14 protein-coding genes are annotated in these 25,350 nt (G+C 46.8%); 13 read left to right on the top strand and 1 reads right to left on the bottom strand.

Annotation, left to right across the window (positions count from 1 at the left end; translation table 11 throughout):
- Window positions 1-219: 219 nt before the first annotated feature.
- Complete coding sequence (locus AC3WRW_RS03900) at window positions 220-1,095, bottom strand: helix-turn-helix domain-containing protein (RefSeq protein WP_492545049.1); 876 nt, start codon at window positions 1,093-1,095, stop codon at window positions 220-222.
- A 129-nt stretch (window positions 1,096-1,224) separates the two neighbouring features.
- On the opposite strand from AC3WRW_RS03900, the gene AC3WRW_RS03895 reads away from it, so the two are divergent.
- From AC3WRW_RS03895 to AC3WRW_RS03835, 13 genes are all read left to right on the top strand, one after another.
- Window positions 1,225-2,202: a Gfo/Idh/MocA family protein gene (locus AC3WRW_RS03895; RefSeq protein WP_492545048.1), complete on the top strand. Its 978-nt coding sequence runs from the start codon at window positions 1,225-1,227 to the stop codon at window positions 2,200-2,202.
- A 31-nt stretch (window positions 2,203-2,233) separates the two neighbouring features.
- Window positions 2,234-3,220: a Gfo/Idh/MocA family protein gene (locus AC3WRW_RS03890; protein ID WP_492545047.1), complete on the top strand. Its 987-nt coding sequence runs from the start codon at window positions 2,234-2,236 to the stop codon at window positions 3,218-3,220.
- Window positions 3,221-3,524: 304 nt separating this feature from the next.
- On the top strand, window positions 3,525-6,722 hold the full coding sequence (locus AC3WRW_RS03885) for a glycosyl hydrolase family 95 catalytic domain-containing protein (protein ID WP_492545046.1): 3,198 nt from the start codon (window positions 3,525-3,527) through the stop codon (window positions 6,720-6,722).
- 406 nt (window positions 6,723-7,128) lie between these two features.
- Window positions 7,129-7,944 (top strand): ABC transporter permease, encoded by an 816-nt coding sequence (locus AC3WRW_RS03880; protein ID WP_492545045.1) that lies wholly within the window; start codon window positions 7,129-7,131, stop codon window positions 7,942-7,944.
- A gap of 14 nt (window positions 7,945-7,958) precedes the next feature.
- Window positions 7,959-8,834, top strand: coding sequence for a carbohydrate ABC transporter permease (locus AC3WRW_RS03875; RefSeq protein WP_492545044.1), 876 nt, complete (start codon window positions 7,959-7,961; stop codon window positions 8,832-8,834).
- Between the two features lie 74 nt (window positions 8,835-8,908).
- Window positions 8,909-10,480 (top strand): ABC transporter substrate-binding protein, encoded by a 1,572-nt coding sequence (locus AC3WRW_RS03870; protein ID WP_492545043.1) that lies wholly within the window; start codon window positions 8,909-8,911, stop codon window positions 10,478-10,480.
- Window positions 10,481-10,610: 130 nt separating this feature from the next.
- Window positions 10,611-12,968: a helix-turn-helix domain-containing protein gene (locus AC3WRW_RS03865; protein WP_492545042.1), complete on the top strand. Its 2,358-nt coding sequence runs from the start codon at window positions 10,611-10,613 to the stop codon at window positions 12,966-12,968.
- Window positions 12,969-13,362: 394 nt separating this feature from the next.
- The gene (locus AC3WRW_RS03860) at window positions 13,363-15,141 is read left to right on the top strand and encodes a sensor histidine kinase (RefSeq protein ID WP_492545041.1); all 1,779 of its coding nucleotides are present in this window, start codon (window positions 13,363-13,365) and stop codon (window positions 15,139-15,141) included.
- Between the two features lie 116 nt (window positions 15,142-15,257).
- Entirely contained in the window at window positions 15,258-16,577 is a 1,320-nt protein-coding gene (locus tag AC3WRW_RS03855; RefSeq protein WP_492545040.1) for an ABC transporter substrate-binding protein, read from the top strand.
- A 67-nt stretch (window positions 16,578-16,644) separates the two neighbouring features.
- The gene (locus AC3WRW_RS03850) at window positions 16,645-17,526 is read left to right on the top strand and encodes a carbohydrate ABC transporter permease (protein WP_492545039.1); all 882 of its coding nucleotides are present in this window, start codon (window positions 16,645-16,647) and stop codon (window positions 17,524-17,526) included.
- 1 nt (window position 17,527) lies between these two features.
- On the top strand, window positions 17,528-18,424 hold the full coding sequence (locus AC3WRW_RS03845; protein WP_492545038.1) for a carbohydrate ABC transporter permease: 897 nt from the start codon (window positions 17,528-17,530) through the stop codon (window positions 18,422-18,424).
- Window positions 18,425-18,472: 48 nt separating this feature from the next.
- Window positions 18,473-20,131 (top strand): response regulator transcription factor, encoded by a 1,659-nt coding sequence (locus AC3WRW_RS03840; RefSeq protein ID WP_492545176.1) that lies wholly within the window; start codon window positions 18,473-18,475, stop codon window positions 20,129-20,131.
- Window positions 20,132-20,683: 552 nt separating this feature from the next.
- A complete protein-coding gene (locus tag AC3WRW_RS03835) occupies window positions 20,684-25,192 on the top strand; it encodes a DUF4073 domain-containing protein (RefSeq protein ID WP_492545037.1) in 4,509 nt (1,502 codons plus the stop codon).
- Window positions 25,193-25,350: the final 158 nt, after the last annotated feature.

Raw genomic sequence — 25,350 nt, 5'->3', positions numbered from 1 at the left:
GAATCCTCGTGAATTTGGTGTAAATAGAAGGAGTTTTTCCTGCTAAATGGAGCTGACAGGCTTCAGCAGCCAAATTAGAGGGAAATTTTCCCACTAATTTGGCTGCTGAAGCAAAATTGCACAAGAACAACCGTAGATTCAACAGCTTCCTGCTTCGAGGCTTACCCAAAGTAAGCCTGGAGGTCGGGTGGCTTTCGCCTGCCCCTTTATTCGTTCACATCAGCTCTCCCACAGCAGTTTCCTGACATATTCCTTCGGCGTGCAGCCATTGTAACGCTTAAAGAGCTCATAGAAATGTGCCATATTCTCGATGCCGACGGCAGCTGCGATCTCGGTGACAATGTCCGTTTTGGTGATGAGCATCTGTTCGGCTTTCCGAATTCTTTGCCGGTTCACATAATCGGTGAACGAGAGGCCGACGCATTTTTTGAAAAATTTGGAGAAATACGTGTAGCTCATGCCGGCGGTCCGGCTAACTTCTTCCATTTCGATTTTTTCCCCTAAATGAGCCTCGACGTAGTCCAGAATAGGTTTCATGACGGCTGCATCCACAAAGCCAAACGGCTGAAGCAGTTCCCTCCGGTCATGCCGCAGCAGCGTTAGCAGCAAATGCTTGATATGCATGCTCATGGCGATTTCATAGCCTTTGGTTTTATCCATCATTTCAGTATGAATATCGACGATGATTCGGCCGATCTCTCGTTTGGCGTGCTCATTTTCGAGGAACATGTAGTTCAGATCTTCGAGAGGCCGTACCATTTCCGAAAAATGCCGGTAATACATCATCATCGCAGGGTCGAAATAAGGCTGAAGATCGACGTGGAGCACGATATAAACGAGCGCTTCGTCCTCTGGCTTGAAGCTGAGATGGAGCTGGGAGGAGCCGATCAGGACAATATCGCCCGGTGAGAGGCGGTACAGGTTGTCCGGGGTGCGAATGTCAAGCTTCCCCTGCTGCACAACAATTAACTCAACCTCTTTGTGATAATGCCATTGCTGCCCCAGCGGCCTTTTCGGATTGGTATTGGTGAACTGCCACACTTTCATACATAGATGCTCATTTTGATAATGAATCGGTTCTTGAAAAGTTTCCATGAGTATGATCACCTTGTCCATCACGGCAAATTTGGATATAAACAAGACAAAACGCGTCATTTTTGAATCGCTGCCGAATCGTTATGATTGCATTAATTAGTATACAACAATTGAAAGGGCGAGTGAGAGATGAAAGTGGCAGTTGTCGGCTGTGGCGGAATGGGACAGTGGCATGCGCAGAGTTATGCGAAGATGCCCGGCGTAGAGCTGGTTGGCGTATGCGATCAAGTCATGGAGTATGCGGAAGATGCGGCTAAAAAATGGGGAACGGCAGCATTCGGGTCGTTTGAGGAGATGCTTGCGGCCGTTTCGGTTGACGTGGTCAGCGTCGCAGTGCCAACTTTTGCACATAAAGAGGTTGTGCTCCAAGCCGCAAGAGCAGGGAAGCATGTAATTTGCGAGAAGCCGGTAGCGCTTCATCTGGAAGATGCGCGCGAGATGATTTCCTGCTGCGAGGAGCATGAGGTCAGGCTGTTCATCGGACATGTCGTACGCTTTTTCCCGGAATATGCGCAGATGAAACAGCAGATCGATAGCGGACACATCGGCAAAGTTGGGGTTGCGAATGCCCGGCGTGTAGGCGGTCATCCGGGAGAGGCCAGGCCCTGGTTTATGGAGGCGGACAAAAGCGGAGGCGTAATCGTGGATTTGATGATCCACGACATCGATTTCATGCGCTGGACGCTTGGCGAGGTCAAGTCGGTCTATGGGATGAACAAATGTGAGGGAACGATGGATTATGCACTCGTAACGCTTGTATTTGAAAGCGGTGCGGTCGCCAATTTAGAGGCGTTCTGGGGGTATCCGGGCTCATTCCGGTATGCGGCAGAGTTTGCCGGCTCCGAGGGACTTGTCCGCACGGACAGCGTGAGCGCTCAGTCATTGCAAATACGCAAGGCTTCATCTAAAGAGAGCGGTGCGAAAGCGGTTGAAATCCCGCAAAGTCCGAACTTCTTTGATCCTTATTACATCGAGCTTGAACATTTTCTGACTTGTATCCGCGACGGCAACGATCCGATCGTAACCGCTCAAGATGCATGCGAAGCATTAAGAATCGCCAAAGCTGCGCTGGAATCGATTCAATCCGGCAAAGTCGTGCTGCTGTAAAAAGAGCCAAACAATCAGGGAGGAACTTATCATGGATTTATTGAAAATTGGCATGATTAGCTTCGCGCACGGTCATGCATTCAGTTATTTTAATAGCTTACTAGAGCTGCCTGAGGTCAAAATCGTTGGGATTGCCGATGAAGTGACAAGCCGGGTTGAAGGTCTCGCCCAACGCCACGAAGTACCGTATTATGCGGATTACCGCGACCTGCTCGCACAAGATGTGGACGCCGTGGTCATTTGCTCGGAGAATGTTCACCACGCCAAGCTTGTGATCGATGCGGCCAATGCCAAGAAGCATGTGCTTTGCGAGAAGCCGCTCGGTACGACAAAGGAAGAGATGGAGCAAATGATTGCGGCCTGCAAGCATAACGGCGTGCAGCTTATGACGGCGTTTCCATGCCGCTACTTGGCGGCTGTGGTACGGGCGAAGGAAGCTATCGAGCGGGGGGACATTGGCGACATAGTCGCGATTAAAGGGACGAATCATGGAGGCAATCCTGGCGGCTGGTTCATCGATAAGAGCTTATCGGGAGGCGGCGCTCTGCTGGACCATACCGTGCATGTGATGGACTTAATGCATTGGTTCCTTAAGTCCAAAGTGAAGGAAGTATACGCCTATGCCGCCACGTTGTTTCGGGAAGAGCTTGAAGTGGAGGATGCCGGCATGCTGCACGTTAAGTTCGAAAACGGCGTCTTTGCCGTCCTGGACACGAGCTGGTCGCGTCCCAAATCGTTCCCGACTTGGGGCGACGTCACGATGGAAATTGTCGGTACGCAGGGCGTCATCACCGTGGACGGCTTCGCGCAGAAGAACGATCTGTTCAGCAATGCTGCGGGCAAAGGACAGTATACCTTCTGGGGCGACGATATGGACGCGTTCATGATCCGCGACTTCGTCAAGGCGCTGCTTCAAGGCGAACAAGTCCCCGTCACGGGCGAAGACGGTCTCAAAGCCGCAGAGGTAGCCCTTGCCGCTTATGAGTCTGCTAAGCTTGGGCAGCCTGTGGCGATGTAGGTTAAAAAGCTTGTTTCATTTAGTTCCTGGGACTAGATGAAACGGGCTTTTTTAATTTATTTTTGTTTGTTTTGCACAAATTGCTCGATTTTACCTACAGAAAAACTTATTTCCTCCAATTTTGCTGTATACAGATAGGAGTTTTTTTGCATATTCTCAACTTAGAAATAGCGCTCCTCATTCTGGAAGCGCATGAAAAGGAGGTGATAACGATTCACTTTATTAAGTAAGTTGTATCAAAGAAGAAGATGCAACCGTTATAATTTAAGCGCTTACAATTCTAGACGAGGATGGTGGATTATTGATGAACATAAGTATGAAGATGATTCTGACTGCTGTATTGGGAGTATCCTTACTTGTTAGCGGTAATGCTTTTCAAGAGAAGGTTCTTGCCAGTTCAGAGTCCACTTCCCTTCCGGAGCAAAAAGCCGGAAACTGGGAGCAGTTAAAGTATACATGGACAACGGAGGCAAGCGGAAACGATTATACCGGCACGATCGTAGGCAACGGTCGTATCGGAGCAAGAATTGCCGGGGGCGTCGCAACAGACACACTGCAACTCAACGACACAACCTTCTGGTCGGGAGAACCTGTTAATTTCAGTAACCCCAATCGGCGTACAGCTCTGGCGAACACTCGCCAATTGCTGGCGGAAGCAGATCAGGCGACAAGCGATGGGGTGAGAGAAACCAAATTGAAACAAGCAGAGGAAGCGGCAAAAGGGATGTGGGGAAGACCGTCTTACGGAGCCAGATATTTGCCAATAGGCAAAATGATCCTCGACGTACCAGGAACAGAGGGATTTACGGGCTATTCCCGTGAGCTTGATTTGGATCGAGCTATGGTTACCACCCAATATACGGTCAGTACGACTACTTATACCCGGGAAGTATTCGCCAGTTATCCGAACAATATCATTGTGATACGGATATCCAACAATGAGAACAAACCGATGAGCTTGACGGCCAAAATGGCTTTTCCAGCTGAAATGACGGGGCATGCGTCCGTTCAGTCTAGCGGTAATGAAATTACGATGACGGGGCAGGCTCCCTATAATTATGGAAGTGGAACGACTTGGGATGCAAACAGAGGCATGACCTTCGATTCCCGTTTAAGAGTCAAAACGACGGGGGGAACGGTAACGCCATTGAACGGAAATCTGGAAATCTCCGGTGCAAGTGAAATCCTAATCATGTATGCTAATGCGACGAGCTACAAGGATCCGTTCACGCTCCCGCATCCAAGCCAAGGTGGGAATAACCCCACGCCAATTGTTACCGGCATTATGAACAATGCAATCGTTAAATCGTACGATGAACTCCTAAACAGTCATCTGAACGACTATCGCAAGCTTTTTCGAAGACTTTGGGCAGAAGTAAATGGAAACACGGGGGATGCGTTCCCATTTCTGAAACAATTTCAGTATACCCGTTATGAAATGATTGCTAGTTCCCGCGAGAATACGAAAGATCGTCCCCGTAATCAACAGGGAATGTGGAACTACGACTGGAGTGCCCCAAATGATTCCTCTCATTTTTTGAATGAAAACGTGGAAAAGCATTACGCCATTATTGAAAGCGCTAACTTGAGTGAATCAGGCGATCCGCTCTGGAAATGGATGAATAATTTGGCCATTCATGGTGCGCAAACCGCGCAGCAGGATTTCGGCTTTGATGGTTGGATGGCTCCGCATTACTCGGATATATGGGCTTCGACAGCTCTTGCAGACAGTGATAATGAGTGGGCGATTTGGCCAATGGGAGGCATGTGGCTAACTTTCAATCTCTATGATCATTATCGCTTCACACTGGATACGAATTTCTTGCGGAATACCGCCTATCCGTTAATGAAGGGATCAGCTGAATTTGCGCTTGACCTGCTTGTCACGAATAAGGATGGCTATCTTGTTACGTCGCCATCGACTTCGCCGGAAACCAGATATAAACTGCCGGATGGAACCAGACTGGCGGTAAGCCAAGGAACGACGATGGATATGACCTTGATTCGCCAACTCTTTCACGACGTATTGGAAGCTGCAAGCATCTTGCAAGCTAACAGCGCCGCAGACCAGAATTTGATTAACCGGATCAACGCGGCAATCCCTCAGCTTCTCCCCTTTGCCATCGGATCTCAAGGGGAGTTGAAAGAATTTAATAACAAATACCCAGGCGTAGATCCGTCTCATCGACATGCTTCACATCTGATTGGTGTAGGACCTCTTGACGTGATTACGAAAAGAGGAACCCCCGACTTGTTCGCGGCAGTGAGAAAATCATTGGAATTACGCGGAAGTGGAGGAGTTCATCCGGATAAAGCATATATGTGGACTCGGCTGGGGGAACCAGATAAAGCACTGGAAGTAAAAAGGGCTGATTTAACTGATCAATTTTTACCTACGTATAGATGGCAGCCAATGAATGGTTATTTTCCAGAGCTGTTTGTTCAAAGCCATACCGGCGAAGTGGAACTGCTTCCCGCCTTACCGAGTGGATGGACGAACGGGAAAATTGCAGGCATCAAAGCAAGAGGCGGGTATGAGATTAGCATGGAATGGGCGAATAGGGAATTGGTATCGGTGCAGATTGCTTCTTCTTCCGGAAGCAAGCCCGTCGTACGTTATAAGGATCAGCTGTTAAATTCGGTAATGGATGGCACTTCCCACTTGTGGAACGTAGAACTAATACCCACTGCTGATGATCGCGCGGCTTCCATTCTATACAGCGGCAGTTGGTCCAGTGACACGAACCCAGACAATTATTTGAGTACGGAGACATATAGCAATGTCGCCAATCAATATGCGGAATTTACATTCAAGGGAGTGGAAGTAAACTGGATAGGTGCTAAACAGTCCAATATGGGATTCGCCGATGTTTACATGGACGGCATACTCGATCAAGCGAACATTAATTTGTATTCCGCAAGCACGAAGAAAAAGCAGCTTCTCTATACGAAATCTGGTCTATCCGAAGGCTTTCATACGATCAAGGTTGTTGTGAAAGGAACGAAGGACCCGAGCGCGAGCAATTCGTATGTCCGCATTGATGCGTTTCAGTACAAACCCTCTACTTCTAATGCCGAATACCGAATCGTTAATAAGCAAAGCGGCAAGGCGTTAGGAGTTGGAAGCGCTTTAACCAAGGGGGCAGCCGTAGCGCAGCGAACATCCGTAGATGCGCCAGACCAGAAATGGGCATTTGTCGATGTTGGTTCAGGTAACTATAAAATTGTAAACAAGTTTAGCGGTTTGGTTATGGATGTATCGGGTGGAAGCAATGCAAATGGAACTCCAATTATACAATGGACGGATTTCGGAAGCAGCTCCTCAAATAACCAACGATGGATGATTTATAACGTTGGCAATGGCAACTTCAAAATTGTTAGCGTAAAAAGCGGGCTATCGCTGGACAATGCAGGTGCTTCTAATAATGATGGCAATCCGACTATTCAATGGCCATTCAGCGGATCAGGAAATCAATTGTGGAAATTGGAAAAGATGAATTAATTCATAACGTGTTTCTTGATTGTTACGGCGTCTACTCTCGCAATGCGGGGTGAACGCCGTTTTTTTTGAACCCCAAATATGATCATTTGAAACGTTTCTGTAGAAATCGCTCTTTTTTACATACCAAATTATAGAAAAACAATATACTTGATGTTTAAAAAAGACAGGTACAGAAGCTATGATAAGGTCACGCCAACAAACAACCTGCTAGTGCAACGGGCCTAGGAGGGTAAATACGGAACGAGGAGTGTTTGACATGGAGAGAGTACCTGCAACTTCAATGATCAGAGGAGGTCCCACAGCGCATAAAATTTCTGCTTTTTGGAAGAAGCTCAGGCAGTCTCACCAGTTGCTAGTTTTAGCTTTGCCTGCTTGCATGTTTGTTCTTGTTTTCAATTATATCCCTTTGTACGGATTGATAGTGGCCTTTAAAAATTACAATTACAGGGACGGTATTCTCCACAGTCCATGGAGTGGTTTTGATAATTTTAAATTTATCTTTACTTCCAGCGATGCTTGGGTCATGACCCGAAACACGCTGCTCTACAACGTGGCTTTTATTATTTCCACATTAATCGTCTCCGTTACGCTTGCTCTGCTCTTGAATCAAGTATCGAAAAAGTTTATCAAGTTCCATCAAACGGCGTTATTTTTCCCCTATTTTATCTCGTTCGTTATTGTGAGCTATGTTTGTCTTGCTTTTCTGGACATGAACCATGGGTTTCTAAACACGATATTATCCTGGTTCGGCAAGGAGCCTGTTCTTTGGTATAACGAGCCTCACTATTGGCCTTATATTTTAATGTCGGTTAATTTATGGAAAAATGCGGGATATTACGCCATTATCTATTACACGGCCATTATATCGATTGATTCTGAATATTTTGAAGCGGCGGAAATAGATGGCGCAACCATTTGGCAGCAAGTATGGTCAATTACCCTACCTCTGCTGAAGCCTTTAATGATTCTGCTTGTGCTGCTGCAAGTAAGCCGCATTTTCTTTGGGAATTTCGACCTGTTTTATAACGTCACGATGAACTCTACGCTGCTTTATCCAACGACAGATATCATTGATACGTTCGTGTTTAGAGCTTTGAGGATTAATGGAGATATTGGCATGGCATCGGCTGCCGGTTTCTATCAATCTTTGGTTGGCCTCATCATTATCTTACTTACAAACTTCGTCATTCGAAGGGTTAGCAAAGAAAACGCCCTGTTCTAAGGAGGTTCCTCTTAATGAGAATCAAATCGCGCATCAGTCTTTCCGTGATCCATATTGTATTGTTGTTATCGTCGATTGCCTGCATCGTTCCCATTGTACTTGTTCTCACTGCGTCATTTACGAACGAAAATACGATATTAACGAAAGGCTATTCCTTATTTCCTAGCGCTATCACTCTGGAAGCGTATCGATTCGTATTTAAAAATCCCGGACAAATTCTTCACTCCTACTTTGTTACGATTTTTGTAACAGTAACGGGTACATTGCTGAGCATTATGATCACAGCGATGGTAGCTTATGTGATATGCAGGAAGGATTTCTTTTTGGCGAATAAAATTTCCTTTTTTATCTTTTTTACGCTCTTGTTCAGCGGCGGTTTGGTGCCATGGTACATTCTCATTTCACGGATTTTGCATTTGAAGGATACGCCTTTCGCATTAATACTGCCCTATGTCGTAACCCCTTTTCTAGTCTTGTTAATGAAAGGATTTATGTCGACAATCCCATTTGCTTTAATTGAATCGGCGAAAATGGATGGCGCAAGCGAATATCGCGTATTTTTCTCCATTATTATTCCCGTAAGCAAATCCGGATTAGCAACAATAGCCTTATTTTCAGTGCTCATCTATTGGAACGATTACTGGTTAAGCTTGTTGTTTATTGATACAGGCAAGTATGTTAGTTTGCAGCTTTTGCTTTATCGGATCATGTCTAACATTGATTTCTTAAATAGCGCGCTGTCCGTAGCAAATACGTCTAATATCGTTTTGCCAAGCCAATCCGCTCGTTTTGCGCTGGCGGTCGTTGCGGCAGGCCCCATGTTATTCATTTTCCCTTTCTTTCAACGATTTTTTGTCAAAGGGATTACAGTCGGATCTATTAAAGGCTAGATGCTTAACGTTGGTTTGACACCGTAAGGTTTCAAATATATACCAAATTGTATGATTAAGGGGAGGATAAACACATGAAAACGAAGAGCATGAAGAAAGTGTTAGGAAGCGTATTTTCGATTGTATGCGCAGCATCCTTAATTAGCGGTTGCAGCAGCGGAAAAACGGAAGGGACTTCGGCAACGGTATCGCCAGCTGAGAGTTCGAAAAGCGGGGCAGAGGCATCTACTCCAGCTAAGCTTGCTCCTGTGAATCTAACCATCTACCGAGTCGGCACGCCGCAGCCGGATGAAAAATCTGTCGTCGAGGCCATGAACAAGATTACGAAAGAAAAAATTAATACGACAATCACATTGAACACCATTGACTGGGGCAATTACGACGACAAGATGAAAGTGATTATTTCGGCAGGCGAGGACTGGGATTTGACGTACACGGCTTCATGGACAAATAATTTTTACAACAATGTGGCCAAGGGAGCTTTCCTGCCGTTAGACGATCTTCTTAATAAATATGGTTCGCATATCAAGGAAACAGTTCCAGCTCAATTTTTTGAAGGTGCGCGTGTGAATGGCAAGCTATATGGCATAACAGGTTATCAGATTATGGCGACAATGAAAGGATTTTCAATTAAAAAGGATTTAGCTGATAAGTATAAACTGGATAAAACAAAGATCAAATCGTTGCGTGATTTAGAACCATTTCTGGAAAATGTGAAGCAAAATGAACCTGGCATTGTACCTACGACGAGCGGCGCATCAGTTTCAACGGAGTTTCTTTCCAGAATGGAAACCGGACTCGTTTATGACGCCGTTACGGGCGATGGAATGAATCCGCTTGTCATTAATGTGAAAAATAATGATTTTAAGATTAAGAATTTGTATGAACTTCCGGAAGCGATGGAACTGGCCAAAATGAATCGCGAGTGGTACAACAAAGGATACATTCGTAAAGACGCAGCTACGATTAAAGATTATAAAGCGGAACAAAAAACGGGGAAATACGGGATGTTCCCAGCGGGAGCGGTGAAGCCTGGCAATGAAGGCGATACAAAAGGATGGGCAGGATATGATGTAACCGATGTTCAGTTAAGCCCTTCCTACGTTTCCAATACGAGTTTAATTTCATCGTTGACAGCGATCAACCAAAATTCCAAAAATCCTGAACGTGCGATGATGTACCTGGATTTATTATTTGCCGATAAAGAATTATATCAGTTATTGTGTGTAGGCATTCAAGACAAGCATTACAAGAAAGTGGACGACAGAACCATCGAATCCTTGCCAAACGGCGGATATAATCCGGGAACGGACTGGGAAATCGGCAGTCAGTTTAATATGTTCCTTCGTCCAGGGCAGGGGAAAGATGTGTGGGAGCAAACGATGAAAGTGAACAAAGAAGCGATTGCTTCCCCATTAATCGGCTTTGTTTTGAATCGCGATCCCATTAAAACCGAGATGGCCCAGATCGATGCGATTGTTAATCAATATAACAGCGTAACGAATTCGCTGCTAAACTTTGGATCTGCCGATCCGGAGAAAACCATGGCCGAAATCAACGAAAAACTGAAGAAAGCCGGGTTGGATAAAGTTACCGTAGAAGCTCAAAAACAGCTGGATGAATGGCGCAAAGCAAACAAGAAATAAGAATCAAACGACCGCTCGTAGCTGCTAGAAGCTATTGAGCGGTTGGTTTTCCATAAAGTGGATTTTTCTTTTCAACTTAACTGGTTTGCTATATCATGTATGTACAAGGGTTATAAGGAGGTTAGCGCTCGTGAGCCAGATAAAACTGCCTCGGACGATGTTCATTCGTATGTTTACTTCATTTACGCTTGTCTTTATCTGCATCTTACTGGCGCTTTCCTATATCTTATATGTTAATTTTCAAAAAATTGGCGTGAACTTCGTTTCTGCCGCTAATTCGAATGCGCTGTCGCAAATCAGCTACAGTGCAACTTATTTGAACGAAGCTTCGAAAACGTTCGCTATTTCCTTATTGACCAATTATCGGGTACAGTCGGTTATGTACAGCGCAAATAATGATTATGAAGAAATCCAGGAGGCTTTGGAAGACGTATCCAAGTTGAAAAATGCGAATCAATTCGTTCATTCCGTCTATGTTTATAATGGAACGAGCAACCAATTGTATTCAACTTGGCTTCAATCCAGCAATAGCAAGGATTCTTTTTTTGATCAAGGCTTAGTTTCTATTATTGATCAGAAGAAGCAAGTAACAAGAGGAAAGTTATACCCTATATTGAGAAAAATTCCTGTCTTTATTTCGGCCGATGGGAAAGATATTGACAGCAATCAGAAGATAAGCGTATTAACTTATATTTTCTATGAGTACGAGGATACGGCAGATCGCGTAAAGGGCGCTATTATAGTCAATGTGAAAGTGGATTACTTGAAAGATTTAATTCATTCTCTATCCTCTAGTGGAAAAAATGAAGGAAGTACATGGATATTGGATGAGAACGAACAACAGATTCTTGGCAACATGGACCAATTATCGGCGGCGGAAGCAGCGGCTGTTCTCCAGCCCTTCCAAGAAAGCGGCAAGAATGCTTTTTTTTCAACAACGATTCAAGGAAAGAAGCATCTGATCACTTATGTAACATCCGAAGTTCTGAATTGGAAATTTATTCATATTATTCCTTATTCGATTATTTTTCAAGATATGGAGCGGCTTGGGTGGATTACGATAGCTTTTTGTCTAGGCGTGTTGATTCCAGGCGTACTCATCGTATTTTATTTATCCAAAAGATTGTATTCGCCTATTCGCGGTTTGATGGGGAAAGTCTCGGAGCTGCCGCGCTCACCGTCTTCGATCGAAAATATGGATGATATTGGCTATTTGAACGATGTGATTTCCATGGCGATTCAACAGAATGAATTATTCATGGACGATAAAAAGACAGCCTTCTTCTCTCGGAAATTGGCATTCATGCGAACGCTGGTCAGCCATTCCTTGGATGATGACGCTGCGGACCTGCAAACACGTCTCGATCATTATCATATAGGGTTGCTGGCTGATAAACGTCATTTTGCCATTATTTTATTGATTGACCGTTATGAGCAATTTTTGAGAACTTACAGCGCGGCAGATCAACAGCTCTTTCGTTATGCAATCGGGAATGCAGCGGAAGAAATAGCGTCGCGATCTACGAATAATTGTGCGGTTGATTTGGGAGATGAAGTACTCTTGGTTCTGGAAGCTTCCGACGAATCCTACGAGAAACAGCTTCGCGATATTAGTCTTATCATTGCGGAGCTTCAAAACTGGGTCCAAAGCAATCTCAAACTTTCGATGACAGGCGTAATCGGGTATTCGGTCAAACAGCTTCAGGATATATCGATTTCTTATCAAGAAGCCGTTCAGTTTAGCAAATACAGGTTCATTTTCGGACAAGGATCGATTATCTCATCGGATAATTTAAAACACATGAAAACGGACGACTTCCATCCGCCAATCCAACTGGAGAAAACATTTGACGAACTCCTTGTTTATGGAAAGTATGAGGAAGCGATTCAAGCTTATGAACAGATCGTCGCCTATTTGAATCATTATTCCTACGATATTGTCATTAGTTACTTATATTATTTGGCATTTAATATTTATAAGCGGATCAAAGAAATTGAACTGAACGGATCAACGACGTTTAACATCCAATATAGTACGTTTGTTCATATGATTAGCAGGATGGAAACGATCGGAGAAATTAATGCCGAGTTCCATGTACTCATTCGCCAAATCGCCGAAAGTATGATGGAGTCCAAGGTCAACCGGAATCAACAGATCGTAAGTAAAGTCATCGGAATCATAGAATCCAATTATATGGATAAATCGTTATGTCAGGATAGCATTGCTTTATTATTGAACTTGTCTAAGTATCACTTGGGTAAAATATTTCGGAATGTTCAAGGTAAAGCCATTGCGGAATGGTTGATGGATTATCGATTAAGTATTGCAGCAGAACTTATTACAAAGCCCAATACCAATGTGGCTGAGATTTTGGATAGAATTGGTTGGGAGAATCAAAATTATTTCTATAAGATGTTTAAGACGAAATATGGCGTTACGACGACGGAGTACAAGTTGCGGAATACGTCAAGTGAGAACAAGGTGTAGGAGAACACTTAACCCTTCAAATTACCTGCACTTTTTACAGTTATCACGGGGAGAGGGACCGTCAGAATTTGTCTGACGGTTCTTCTTATAATGCTCAGAGGAGATACCGTTCTGTCACAGGCCACAGTTCAAAAATAATCATGTAAAGGACAAAAAAAATCATGAGCAGCCTCTCATGAATCGCTATAATTTACTTATGCGCAGCTTGTTGTTGGTAACATGTGAAATGAGGAAGCATGTTCGTGTACGAATTTATGTAAGCGTTTGCGAAGTCGAAATTCCAGAAATTTTGTCGAACACAAAACAAATAAAAGGACATCTCACCAAAATGCCCGAATGTAGTGGGGAGAAATGAAAGTCATTTACAATATGTTGACATGACGGGGTGCCCAGGATGAAGTTGTTAGCTAAACCGTGGACGTTTTCGGCGACGCTCCATGTCTTGTTAATCGTGATGGTTGTGTTCCCAATCGTGACTATTTCCACGATGATTTTGCAAGTATACAAACGTGATTTGCTGCAGCAAACGACAGAGCGCTCGCTGCAGACACTGCATGCGGTCACCTATTCCGCACAGCAGGAAATCAGCAAAATCGAGTATGTCACCGCTGCCATTGGCGTGGACCGGGATATTTTGTCGATCGCAACGGCTTTGCATCAAGAGGATGAGAGCAACCGCTATGCTTACCTCAATGCGCTTGGACTTGCGCTTAGCCGGTATACGTATTCCATGTCTAGCCAGCTTCTGGCCATTCATTTCTTTTATAAAGATGGCGGCGTGTACTCTTTCCAACAAAATTTATCTACGGATGAGAAGGAAGTCCGCCAAATGGATTGGTATCGGAAGACACTCCGGCAAACGGATAACGTCCAGTTTCTCGGTCTGCAGCGAACGATGCTGTTCGGTCAGACCGAACCGCTCGACGTGTCGGCAGCGATTGCTCCGAGCTCGTACCACACGTTAAGCGATGTGGAAATGGTCTGTTTCACGCTGAATCAGGAAGCGTTCGATAAGATTTTCCGCCAGCAACCCTATGACAAATCCGCTTTTGTCATCGTCACAGCCGAAGGCCAGGTTGTTGCCGCCAGCAGCAACTGGGAGGCAGCGAGTGTGAATCCAGCAAGGCTAGCTCAAATCAGTACGGCCCGGGAAGGGTATTTCGTCGATAAGACAGACGATCATGAGATGCTGGTCACGTATGCGGCTGTTGGCCAGACAGGGTGGAATGTCGTTCATGAAATTCCGTACAGCGAGCTGACGGCCAATTATAATCGCATTTATAAGATCGTCCTGCTCGTTACATTTGCTGTAATCGCGGTTTTCTTGATCATTTCCTTCTATTTGGTAAAAGGGTTAACCAGACCGATTCATGTGTTGGTACGCAAAATGTCCCTCGTTATGGAGGGAGATTTGAACGCCAAGATCGGCACATCGGGAATCGCCGAAATGGCTACGCTGGGTAGAACGTTCAACCATATGCTGGATCAGATCAAGCTGTTGATCCGGCAGCGCGAGGAAGAGGAGCAGATGAAACGGAAGGCGGAGTTTGCCGCTCTGCAATCGCAAATCAATCCGCATTTTCTGATTAATACGCTGAATGCGATTAAGCTGATGGCGCTCATCAGCAAAGTGGATAATATCCGCAATATGACGAACGCTTTGATGCGGCTTGTTTCTTCCTCTTTTAACCGAGGGGGCATTCTCACGCGCTTTTCCGATGAAATCGAAAATTTGAAACATTATTTATACATTATGGAAATCCGTTATGGTCATAAATTCGAAGTGGAATGGCGGATTGATCCACAAACGGAGTCGAAGTATTTGTTAAAGTTGCTGCTGCAGCCGATTCTGGAAAACAGTATTGTACACGGAATGGCCGGCAAGGATTCTCAGGGGAAAATTCTCATTGAAGCCCGAATCCAGGAAGGCAGCCTGTATATCGTGATTGCCGATAACGGCGAGGGAATGACGGAGGAGCAGCTTTCGCAATTCCGGACGAAAAGCAGCCCGCATACGTTTTCTGGCATGGGGTTTGCCAATGTACATCATCGCATTCAACTGCATCACGGGGAAGACTACGGCTTGCTCTTAGCCGCCAATGAGCCGGAAGGGACGAAGGTCACGATGAAAATCCCGCTTATTTTTAAAGATCGAGAAGAAGAATCGTTCTGAGTGTTCAAAAAAGATCAACTCTATAGCCGAAAAGATCATTTGGATGCGTTTACATCGCGGGTATGATAAGAGTAGAACAAATGATTAAAGAATTATTCATTGGAGGGGTAACGAAGATGGGAAAAAGAAGATTCGTGAGCACCGCATTAGTGAGCGGGATCGTGATGCTGAGTGCTTTAACAGGATGCGGCAAAGATACCGCTACGCAGCCTGCGGCGTCAACCAAGCCGGTAGAAACCCAAGCGGCAGCGGCGCCGACACCGAAACCGGCCGATCCGGTTAAGCTGAAGCTGGCGATGTGGGATGCCAAAGGAGACATGACGTTTTGGCAGGACAAGGTGAAAGAATATACGAAATTGAAGCCGAATGTAACGGTTGAAGTGGAAAAAGTGCCCGACAACGGCGGCCAGTATTTGAAGGTGCGTCTGGCTGCCAATGACTTGCCCGATCTGTTTTATTTGAAACCTGCGCATATGCAAATTTACAAACAATCGCTGCTACCGCTGGATGATTTGAACGGGGCCAAAAATAACAAATTCCCGGCCAAAATTGATGGGAAAATATTGGGCGCTCCGCTCGTGTCTTTCTCCGAATTCGTTTACTTCCATCCGAGCGTGTTCAAAGAACTGAACCTGGAAGTGCCGAAGACAATGCCGGAATTTATGTCTACGATGGAGAAAATTAAAACAAACGGCAAATATACGCCGATCGCCATTGGCGGCAAGGAAGACTGGACGTTCTATCCGTTCATGGAGTTCGGTCCGCATATTCTTTCCGGCGATGAGAACTACTTGGCGACCTTGGCGAAAACGCCTGAGCCATTTGGAGACGGCAGCACGTTCGATAAAGTAGGGAAAATCATTAAAGAAATGTCGACCAAAAAGTTAGCCGGGCCGGATGCGCTCTCGATTTCCTTCGATCAATCCACGCAATTGTTCGAATCGAAGAAGGCGGCTATGATTGCCGCCGGTCAATGGTACTACGGCGATTATGCCAACCGTGTGAAAACGGACGAAGATTTGGGCGTATTCCCGCTACCTTTCAGAAGCTCCGAGAGCGAGCCGCTAACGGCTATGATGATGTCTGACATGAATATCGGCATCAACAAAAACAGTAAAAACGTAGAGGAAGCGAAAGCGTTCTTCGAGTGGATGTTCAGCAAGGACGTCTATCAAGGCTATATCAATAACGCGCAGCAGTTCTCCACGATCAACGGCGTGAACTCGGAAATTCCTTTCTTCAACAAGTGGACGGAGAAGTATCCGTTTAAACCGTTCATTTACAGTGCGACGGATGAGGGTTTTGCAAAAGTAAGCGGCGCAGCTCAATTTGATTTCAAAAAAGCGGCGCAAGAAATTTACTCCGGCAAACCGATCGAAGCGTTGGAAAAAGAATTGAACAACAAGTGGAAAAAAGCGGTCGAATCGAACAAATAAGTTTGGAAGAGAGGGCACTACCTAGGCGACTGGCATAGTGTCTTCTCTTATATACAGGAGTGATCATATGAATTATCGCATGCAGCAAAAAATCGTTATTGTCTCGTTTTTATTCGTTCCGGTTTCTCTCTTGCTGTTGTTTCTAATCTATCCGACGCTGCAGCTGTTCCGCTACAGCTTTACGAGCTGGGATGGCTACAGCCCGAGCTTCAAATATATCGGCATCGACAATTACGTTCGGATGCTGTTTGATTTCCCTGAAGCTTGGCATGCCATTAGGAATAACGGCATTTATTTTTTGCTCCATACGGTGGCAATTCCTCTTGAAATGATGACGGCGGTGCTGCTAAACAGAGTGCTGCGGGGCAGTGCGTTCTTTCGATTTTCCGTGCTGATGCCTTACATTATTAACGGTATTGCTGTCGCTTATATGTTTAGCTACATTTATAATCCGATCAACGGTCCGCTGAATGAGCTGTTGAAGGCTGTCGGATTAGAGTCATGGATTCAGAGCTGGCTGAGCGACGCGAACGTCGTCAATTATTCCTTAGTCGTTGTCTCGCTTTGGCGTTACAGCGGTGTGCATGTGGTTTTGTTTCTAGCGGGGCTGCAATCGATTCCTAAGGATTTGTATGAAGCAGCTGAAATTGACGGGGCGAACTTTTGGCAGCAGCAGCGGTTTGTTACACTGCCGGGCATCCGTCGCGTGGTGGAAATTATTTTGTTCATGAATGTTTCCGGAGCTCTTCTACAATATGATATTCCGTTAGTTATGACAAACGGCGGGCCGGGCAGCGCAAGCTCAACATTCGGTTTATACTCGCTTCAAACGGCATTTACGTATAACAATTACGGTTTGGCCTCATCGATGGCGGTTATGCTCTTGTTATTGATCATTATCTTTTCAGCACTGCAGGCATGGATTGTGAAAGACAGGAGTGAAGCTTGACATGGAACGTACGCAACTTTTGAAGCAAACTTACAAGCCGGCGGCGCCGAGCCGGACCCGTTCGATGAGCACGCAGCGATTGATTGGCCATATCGTTTATTATGCGCTATTTCTACTCATGGCGGCGATCGTATTCGTGCCCATCCTGCTGGTCGTGTTCGGTTCGTTTAAGACGAATTTGGAGCTGGCCGAAACGTCGCCTTTCTCCCTGCCACGAAGCTTTCTCCATATCGACAACTATGTCAGCGCCTTGAAAGAGGGCAATATGGTGCGCGGGCTGGGCAACTCGGTGCTGCTCGTTGTGTTGAGCATGCTTGGCAATATGCTGCTCGGTACGATGACGGCGTATGTGCTTAATCGTTTTCAGTTCCGGATGAAAAAAGTGATTCTCATGATGTTTATGGCAGCGATGATCATACCGGCGTACACGACGGAAATTGCCCGCTTTCAGCTCATTCATGCTCTCGGTGTCTATAATACGCTGGGCGCGCCGCTGCTCATTTATATAGGAACAGATATTATGCAAATCTACATTTACATGCAATTTCTTGAAAAGATTTCGGTGCAGCTCGACGAGAGCGCTATGCTGGACGGCGCTTCTTACGTCCGTATTTTCCGCTCTATCATTTTCCCTTTGCTGCTGCCCGCAACGGCTACACTAGCGATACTAAAAAGTGTTACAATTATGAACGATATCTTCGTGCAGCAATTATATATGCCAAGCACGAAGCTTGCGACGCTTGCGACTTCCCTGACGGCGTTCGTTAGTACGCGCAGTTCCGATTTATCGCAGCTATGCGCTGGGATTATCATCGTGCTGCTGCCGAGCGCTATTTTTTATATCGTATTTCAGCGTTATATTTTCAAAGGTCTAATGGATGGAGCTATTAAAGGGTAGCGAAGCGGTAGTGAATTTGGCCATTGGAGGATGAATAGGTTGCTTAAAATGATGATCGTTGACGATGAACCGCTTGTTCGTCTTGCCCTTCAACATATGATCGACTGGCACAGTATGGGGATTGCCGTTGAAGTCGAGGCAGCTGACGGAGCTGAAGCGCTGGAAATTCTGGAGCAGAGGGACGATATCGATCTGATGCTGCTTGATATCGAGATGCCGAGGCTCAGCGGGATTGAGCTGCTGCGGGCTTTTCCGGCTATTATGGAAAAGCGGCGACCCGTCACGATCATGCTAAGCGCCTATAGCGATTACAGCTATGTTCGAGAAGCTTTTTTGCTCGGCGCTATCGATTTCATCGTGAAGGCCGATATGGATGAGGAGCATCTAGTACCAGTCATTCTGAAAGCGATCGGCGAGCTGCATAAGCAAGATGCTCCTTCCAATCCTCTTCCATCCAGCGAAGTGGAGGACGATATCGACGCGAAGAGCGAAATCCTCCGTCAGCTCATCCTGCTGGATCCGAGCCGGCAGGAGGATGCTGCTGCCGTTCAAGCGACAGGTATCCACGAATGGCTTGGCGACTCGAATCAGCTGGTTGCCGTGATGACGATTTCCAAAGGGGCGCCGGGCAGCAGGCCGGGACGCACCTTGAACGATTCCAAAACACATCGGTTTATCAGTCAATCGGTGCAAACCGTCTTGGACGCCATGTCGATCCGGCACTTTATTTATCGCAAAAGTCAAAGCGAATATGTGCTGTTTTGCACGCTGGCCCAATATCGCAGCGAAAGTGTGATACGTGAAAAGGTGCAATCCGCATTTGCCATGATGCAAACCCGGCTCATCCAGTACGTGAACGTGTCGATCGCCATCGGCGTCAGCGAGCTGGCCAGCGGAACGAAACATTGGTACCGTCTGCACCAGCAGGCTGCGCATTTGGCGGCGATGAGTTTTTATGCCGGATGGAATAAAGTGTTTTATCCCGAAAGCTGCATGGATCAAGGCCGGGGAAATGCCGGGCAGGACCCTGTCCGCAAACTGCAGATGACACTGAAAGCAACCGGCGCCGGCATCGCCCAACTGCTGGAACAAGATAACGCCGAGCTGTGGAACCGGGAGTTTGAGCAAATGCAGCTGCTGCTCGGGCAAACCTGGGGATGGAGACCTCAGGATGTCCAAGCGGCTTTGGAAGATTTGCTCTGGGAGCTGGGAGGCTTGCTGTATCGCAAAGGCATCCGGTGGGACGATTTGGAGCCGGAGCTGCAGCATCCTTTTGAATACCTGAAAAGCCTGGAAACGCTGGATGAAACGAAGGACTGGCTGAATCGCATCTGCAGCCAATTGCATGGGCAGCTTCACGGAATGGCCAAAGCCGATACCAGCTACAGCAGCGTTGTGGCGACGGCCAAACAATTCCTTGACCTTCATTACATGGAGGACGTGAATTTAGCGCTAATCAGCGAGATGGTTGGCGTCAGCGAGAGCTATTTAAGCAAGCAGTTTACGAAGGAAGTTGGAAGTAATTTCATTCAGTACTTGACGAATTTGCGCATTGAAGAGTCCAAACGTTTAATGAAAAAGAAAGGCTTTAAAATCACCGACATCGCGGAGACCGTAGGCTATTTGAATGTCGAGCACTTCAGCCGGATGTTCAAAAAGACGACCGGATGCAGCCCCAAGCTGTATAGGGAAAATCTGCTGAAGTGAGGAGGCAAGTGTATTTTCGTTGAAGATACACTTTTTTTCTTGCGTGATGAGGGAGTCGGGGCCCGTTGTGTGTGTGGAAGGAAACGGTCCTATTTGAGCAAATCTGGGAGCACCAGGGCACTATTTCGGCGCCATCAGCCGATTGTGCGTTTGAGTGGGAACAGAGGTCCGCTATTTCGCCATTTCTGTTGGAAAGGGGCCCCATTACGAGGGGATAAGACCCTGTAGTTCCTCATAAGTGACCGAATTTTCGCTTTTCGCTGAAATAGCGGCTTGTAGTTCCCCTTAGATGGCGGGGGCGAAAGGAGAAGCGCTGGAAATCAGTTCCTCCTATAAAGAAGATGAAGTCGTTTATTCAACCACGCCGAGGATGATACAAAAAGTATCGAGCAAAAGCGCCCCACACCCATCGAAACAGAAAAATAGTAAATAAATCAACTATTTGAGTACAATTTTCAATATCTGGAAGGGAAAATAGCTGTTACGATTTGTAGTGTCAGCAGTTTGTAGTGTCAGCAGTAAGGACGTATAAAAAACGAAAGGGTGATAGTGTTGCACAAGTTTTTGAAGACGCCTTTCAAAAGGAAGGCAATCGTAAGTGTCATGCTGGCCGCTTGCATTTCTTCAGGTTTCACGGGTTTTTCAACCTTGCTCCCGTTAGGCACGGCGCATGCAGCGACTGCGGTTACCTACACAGGCTCCGCTCCGGCACCGGCTCATAATCTGGCTTTATGGTACCGGCAGCCGGCAGCGGATTGGGAAACACAAGCGCTTCCAATTGGAAACGGTTACATGGGCGGCATGGTTTTCGGCGGTGTCGATCAGGAGCATGTCCAGTTTAACGAGAAGACGCTATGGACCGGGGGCCCGCGTTCCAAAGCCGGAGGCGGCAGGGACGGCAACCGGGATGGCGCCGCAGATCATCTGGAAACGGTCCGCCAGAAGCTGGCCGCCGGGGATGTGGCTGGAGCCTCGTCCATTGCCGAGCAATTTTTGACAGGAACATTGAATGATTACCCGCAATTCGGCTATTATCAAAATTTCGGCGATATGTATTTGGATTTCGCGCTGCCCGCCTCAGTGACGGTGTCCGATTACAGACGTGAGCTTGATTTGGAAGACGGCATCTCGCGAGTCTCCTACACGCAAAATGGCATTACGTATACGCGCGAATATTTCATGAGCTACCCGGATAACGTGATGGTTATGCGGCTCTCCTCCTCTAAGCCAAGCCAGCTGAATTTTGACTTGAGGGTGACTAGTCCGCAGTCGACCCCTTCCATTGTGGCTAGCGGCCAGACGCTAACCTTAAGCGGAAAGCTGGCGGATAATGGGATGGCGTACGAATCCCAATTCCGTGTTAGCACTGAAGACGGAACGGTTAGAGCAGGCAGCGGCAAGCTAAGCATTGCAGGTGCAACTACAGTGACCGTTCTTATGTCGGCAGCGACGGATTATGCCAATCATTATCCCGATTATGTCGGTACGGATCCGCATGTAACCGTGAACAATACCTTGGCAGCAGCGACTGCCAAAACGTATGAATCGCTGCGGGCGCGGCATTTGACAGATTATCAGTCGCTGTTCAAGCGGGTATCCCTGAATCTGAACGATCAGACGGCTACGATACCGACGGACCAGCTGCTGACCAGCTACAGAAGCACGCGCAGCAGTGCTCTGGAATCGCTCTTTTTCCAATACGGCAGGTATTTGCTGATCGCTTCCTCACGAGAGGGATCACTTCCGGCTAATCTGCAGGGCGTTTGGAACAATTCCAAAACACCGCCTTGGGGAGCGGATTATCACACCAATATTAATCTTGAAATGAACTATTGGCCTTCAGAAGTTACCAATTTGAGCGAAACGGCCATCCCTTATATTGACTTTATTGATTCCTTGCGCGCACCAGGCCGGGTTACGGCCCAGAAGCATCATGGCGTTACCGGTTCGGGATGGACCATTCATACGTTTACAAGCATTTTTGGCTATACGGCGCCAGGGTGGAATATTAGCAACTGGGGATGGCAGCCGGCGGCAGGGGCGTTCCTTTCCCAACAGTTGTGGGAGAAATATTTGTATACCGGCGATAAAACGTATTTACAGAATAAGCTGTATCCCATTATGAAAGAAGCGGCTGAATTTTGGACAAAAACGCTCGTTACAGATAAGGACGGCACATTGGTATCAACGCCGGGTGTCTCGCCTGAACATGGTTCGTTAAGCATTGGAGATTCCTACGATCAAGAGCTGGTTTGGCAGTTATTTACGAACTGCATCGAAGCGAGCAACGTGCTTGGCATAGATAGGGATTTCAGAAATGAGCTGATGGACAAACGAAGCAGGCTCTCTATGCCGAAAATCGGAAAGTACGGCCAAGTGCAGGAGTGGAAAGAGGATATTGATGATCCCAACGATCAGCATCGTCATATTTCTCATCTTGTAGGCTTGTATCCCGGCAATCTCATCAATAAATTGACAACTCCTGATCTGTTCAATGCAGCGAGAGTGACTTTGACGCAGCGAGGAGATGAGGCGACGGGGTGGAGCCGGGCGAACAAGCTGAATTTGTGGGCGCGGATGCTGGACGGCGATCATGCCAAACGAATTTTGGAAGGACAGCTGGATGTCAGTACGAACGCGAATCTGTTTGACGAGCATCCGCCTTTCCAGATTGACGGCAACTTCGGCGGAACATCAGGGATCGCAGAAATGCTTTTGCAAAGTCATACGGGAAGTATAGATTTGCTGCCGGCTCTTCCTTCGGCTTGGTCCAAAGGAGATGTGAAGGGGCTGAAGGCAAGGGGAAATTTTGAAGTGGACATGAGCTGGGATGGCACCATATTGAAGGATGCAACGATCACTTCCCTGCAAGGAAATGACGCCAAAGTGAAAGATAAAACCTTCACGCATGCCGGGCAATTTCAAGTGCGGAAGGCGGCGGACAATACGCCGGTAAGCTACACGGCCAGTGGAGATTCCATTGCCTTCCATACAGAAGCGGGGCAAAAGTATGTGATCACGTCGACGGTTACACCTCCGCCACTGCCTCCGTCCAATGTGCAATCGCCTGCCCATACGGATACGAGCGTTGATTTGAAGTGGGATGCTCCGGGCAGCGGAGCGAGCGTTGCGGGTTATTTCGTTGAAGTTTATCAAGGGGCGAACAAAATCAAAAGCATCGATGTGCCGGGGGGAGGCACGAGCCTTAAAGTAACCGGATTAAGCGCAAGCCAGCTGTATCGTTTTGTTGTTTGGTCCAAAGATGTCAACGGAACGCTCTCATCGACGAGCGGGGAAACGACGGCTTTTACATTTATAGGAGATGCTTATTTGCAAAATTTTGATGACGGCAGCGTTGGCGGGTGGAAAAAGACGTCAACGACCGGAAGCGCTTCGTTCAGTGTAGAAAACAAGGCCTTGAAAGTTGTGGCCGCACCGGTAGCGATCATGGTGGACGATCTTTCTCCCGTGTACAAAGATGCCGATTTAGCCATGAAGCTGAACATTCAAACGGGAACGGGTAGAGTCGGGATACTTTTCCGGTACAACGACGTGAACAACTATGCCGGTGTCATCTATGACGTGGGCAAATGGTTGTGGTACTACGTGAAGGATGGGACTGAGCATTACGGCGATATCGCATCCTTCTCGGTTACGAACGGTCAAACGTATGACGTTAAAGTGAGCTTCGTTGATACCGAGATGAAATTATGGATCGATGGCAAGCTGATCGGCTCTGCGACAGTCGCAGACATGCCCAATATCCCCGGCAAAATAGGTCTGAGAACGTGGTTCGACAGCAAGGTGCTATTCATCGATGATGTCACGTACACGAACACAAGACCATCTACGGTGAATCCGGGCACACCGATTAAAGTCGACGATCGCGATCCGGCCGTTGTGTATACGGGTTCGTGGAGCAATTACAACGATGGCGGAGATTACAACGGTACGGAGAAATATAGCAGCACAGCCGGCGATTCGGCGCAATTCACGTTTACCGGAACGTCCATCCAGTTGATCAGCATGAAACAGAGAAATATGGGCAATATCGATGTGTATTTGGACGGCGTGCTGGAGCAGGCGGATATTGATTGTTACGCGCCGAGCACGATTAAACAGGTTGTTTTGTTTAGCAAGACAGGACTGCCGGCCGGACAGCATACGATTAAAGTCGTTGTAAAAGGAACAAAAAATGCGCAAGCCGTAGATAAAATCGGCGCGATCGACGCATTCGAGTACCTGCCAGCCATACCAGCTCCAAATGTAACGGCCGATGATACGAACAATGTCATTGAGGGCGCAGATGAAACGATGGAGTTTTCCGTAGACAATGGAGTGAGTTATACCAAGTATAATGGGGCTCATGTCCCTGTTTTCAGCGGCGACCAAACCGTACTGGTGCGCGTTGCGGCAAATGCCGCCAATGCAGCGGGATTGACGAAGACGCTGACGTTTACGGCGAATCCGGTTCAATCCATGACACCAACATTAAGCGGACCAGGCTCAACAGCAGCAGGCGCTCCATTTGCTACAGCCTACGGGCTGAATCATGTGGAGGGCGTGTATGCACAAGATATTACCATAACGTATAACCCTGATCTTGTGACATTCCTTTCGGCAGAATCTCTCAAAGCCGGCTTCGTTCTTGTACAGACAGCTGAAAAGCCGGGGCAGGTTCGACTTATCGCGGCAAGTACGAGCGCAAATGCGGCGAATGCCAGCGGCGATTTGCTGCTGCTGCATTGGAAAGCCCAATCGATCCTGTACACTCAGGTCGCAACAATCACGTTAGCTCCTGTGAATGTAGCGAACGGAGCAGGTATTGAAACTTCTTTGCCTAGCGGCTCTATGAGTGTTCAAGTGACTGTTGATTCCATCATCGGAGATCTGAATGGAGATAGAAAAGTGACGATCGGGGATCTTGCTATGGTCGCTGCGGCCTATGGAAAAAAAGCCGGCGATCCGGACTGGGATCAATATAAAGCAGCCGATATCAATAACGACCAAATCGTAGACATCCTAGATCTTGCGGCAGTAGCAGCTAAAATATTGGAATAACAGCTTGGGCTATTTCCTCGTGATGAGGAGATAGCCCGGTGCAAAAAACATCAAAACTAAAGCAAAAAAGATCATTTGTATGCGTTTCCAATAAAGTTATGATGAAAGCAAGACAAAAAACAATCAAGTCATACATCGCATTTGCAATGATACATGTC

Source organism: Paenibacillus sp. FW126-R14 (assembly GCF_058789495.1).
This window is presented reverse-complemented; position numbering and strand designations above follow the sequence as displayed.

Excerpts from the sequence above, each read along its gene's own strand:
- AC3WRW_RS03845 (WP_492545038.1), top strand. The coding sequence starts at position 17,528 with ATGGAACGTACGCAACTTTTGAAGCAAACTTACAAGCCGGCGGCGCCG.
- AC3WRW_RS03855 (WP_492545040.1), top strand. The coding sequence starts at position 15,258 with ATGGGAAAAAGAAGATTCGTGAGCACCGCATTAGTGAGCGGGATCGTG.
- AC3WRW_RS03850 (WP_492545039.1), top strand. The coding sequence starts at position 16,645 with ATGAATTATCGCATGCAGCAAAAAATCGTTATTGTCTCGTTTTTATTC.
- AC3WRW_RS03870 (WP_492545043.1), top strand. The coding sequence starts at position 8,909 with ATGAAAACGAAGAGCATGAAGAAAGTGTTAGGAAGCGTATTTTCGATT.
- AC3WRW_RS03900 (WP_492545049.1), bottom strand. The coding sequence starts at position 1,095 with ATGGAAACTTTTCAAGAACCGATTCATTATCAAAATGAGCATCTATGT.
- AC3WRW_RS03895 (WP_492545048.1), top strand. The coding sequence starts at position 1,225 with ATGAAAGTGGCAGTTGTCGGCTGTGGCGGAATGGGACAGTGGCATGCG.
- AC3WRW_RS03860 (WP_492545041.1), top strand. The coding sequence starts at position 13,363 with ATGAAGTTGTTAGCTAAACCGTGGACGTTTTCGGCGACGCTCCATGTC.
- AC3WRW_RS03890 (WP_492545047.1), top strand. The coding sequence starts at position 2,234 with ATGGATTTATTGAAAATTGGCATGATTAGCTTCGCGCACGGTCATGCA.
- AC3WRW_RS03840 (WP_492545176.1), top strand. The coding sequence starts at position 18,473 with ATGATGATCGTTGACGATGAACCGCTTGTTCGTCTTGCCCTTCAACAT.
- AC3WRW_RS03885 (WP_492545046.1), top strand. The coding sequence starts at position 3,525 with ATGAACATAAGTATGAAGATGATTCTGACTGCTGTATTGGGAGTATCC.
- AC3WRW_RS03875 (WP_492545044.1), top strand. The coding sequence starts at position 7,959 with ATGAGAATCAAATCGCGCATCAGTCTTTCCGTGATCCATATTGTATTG.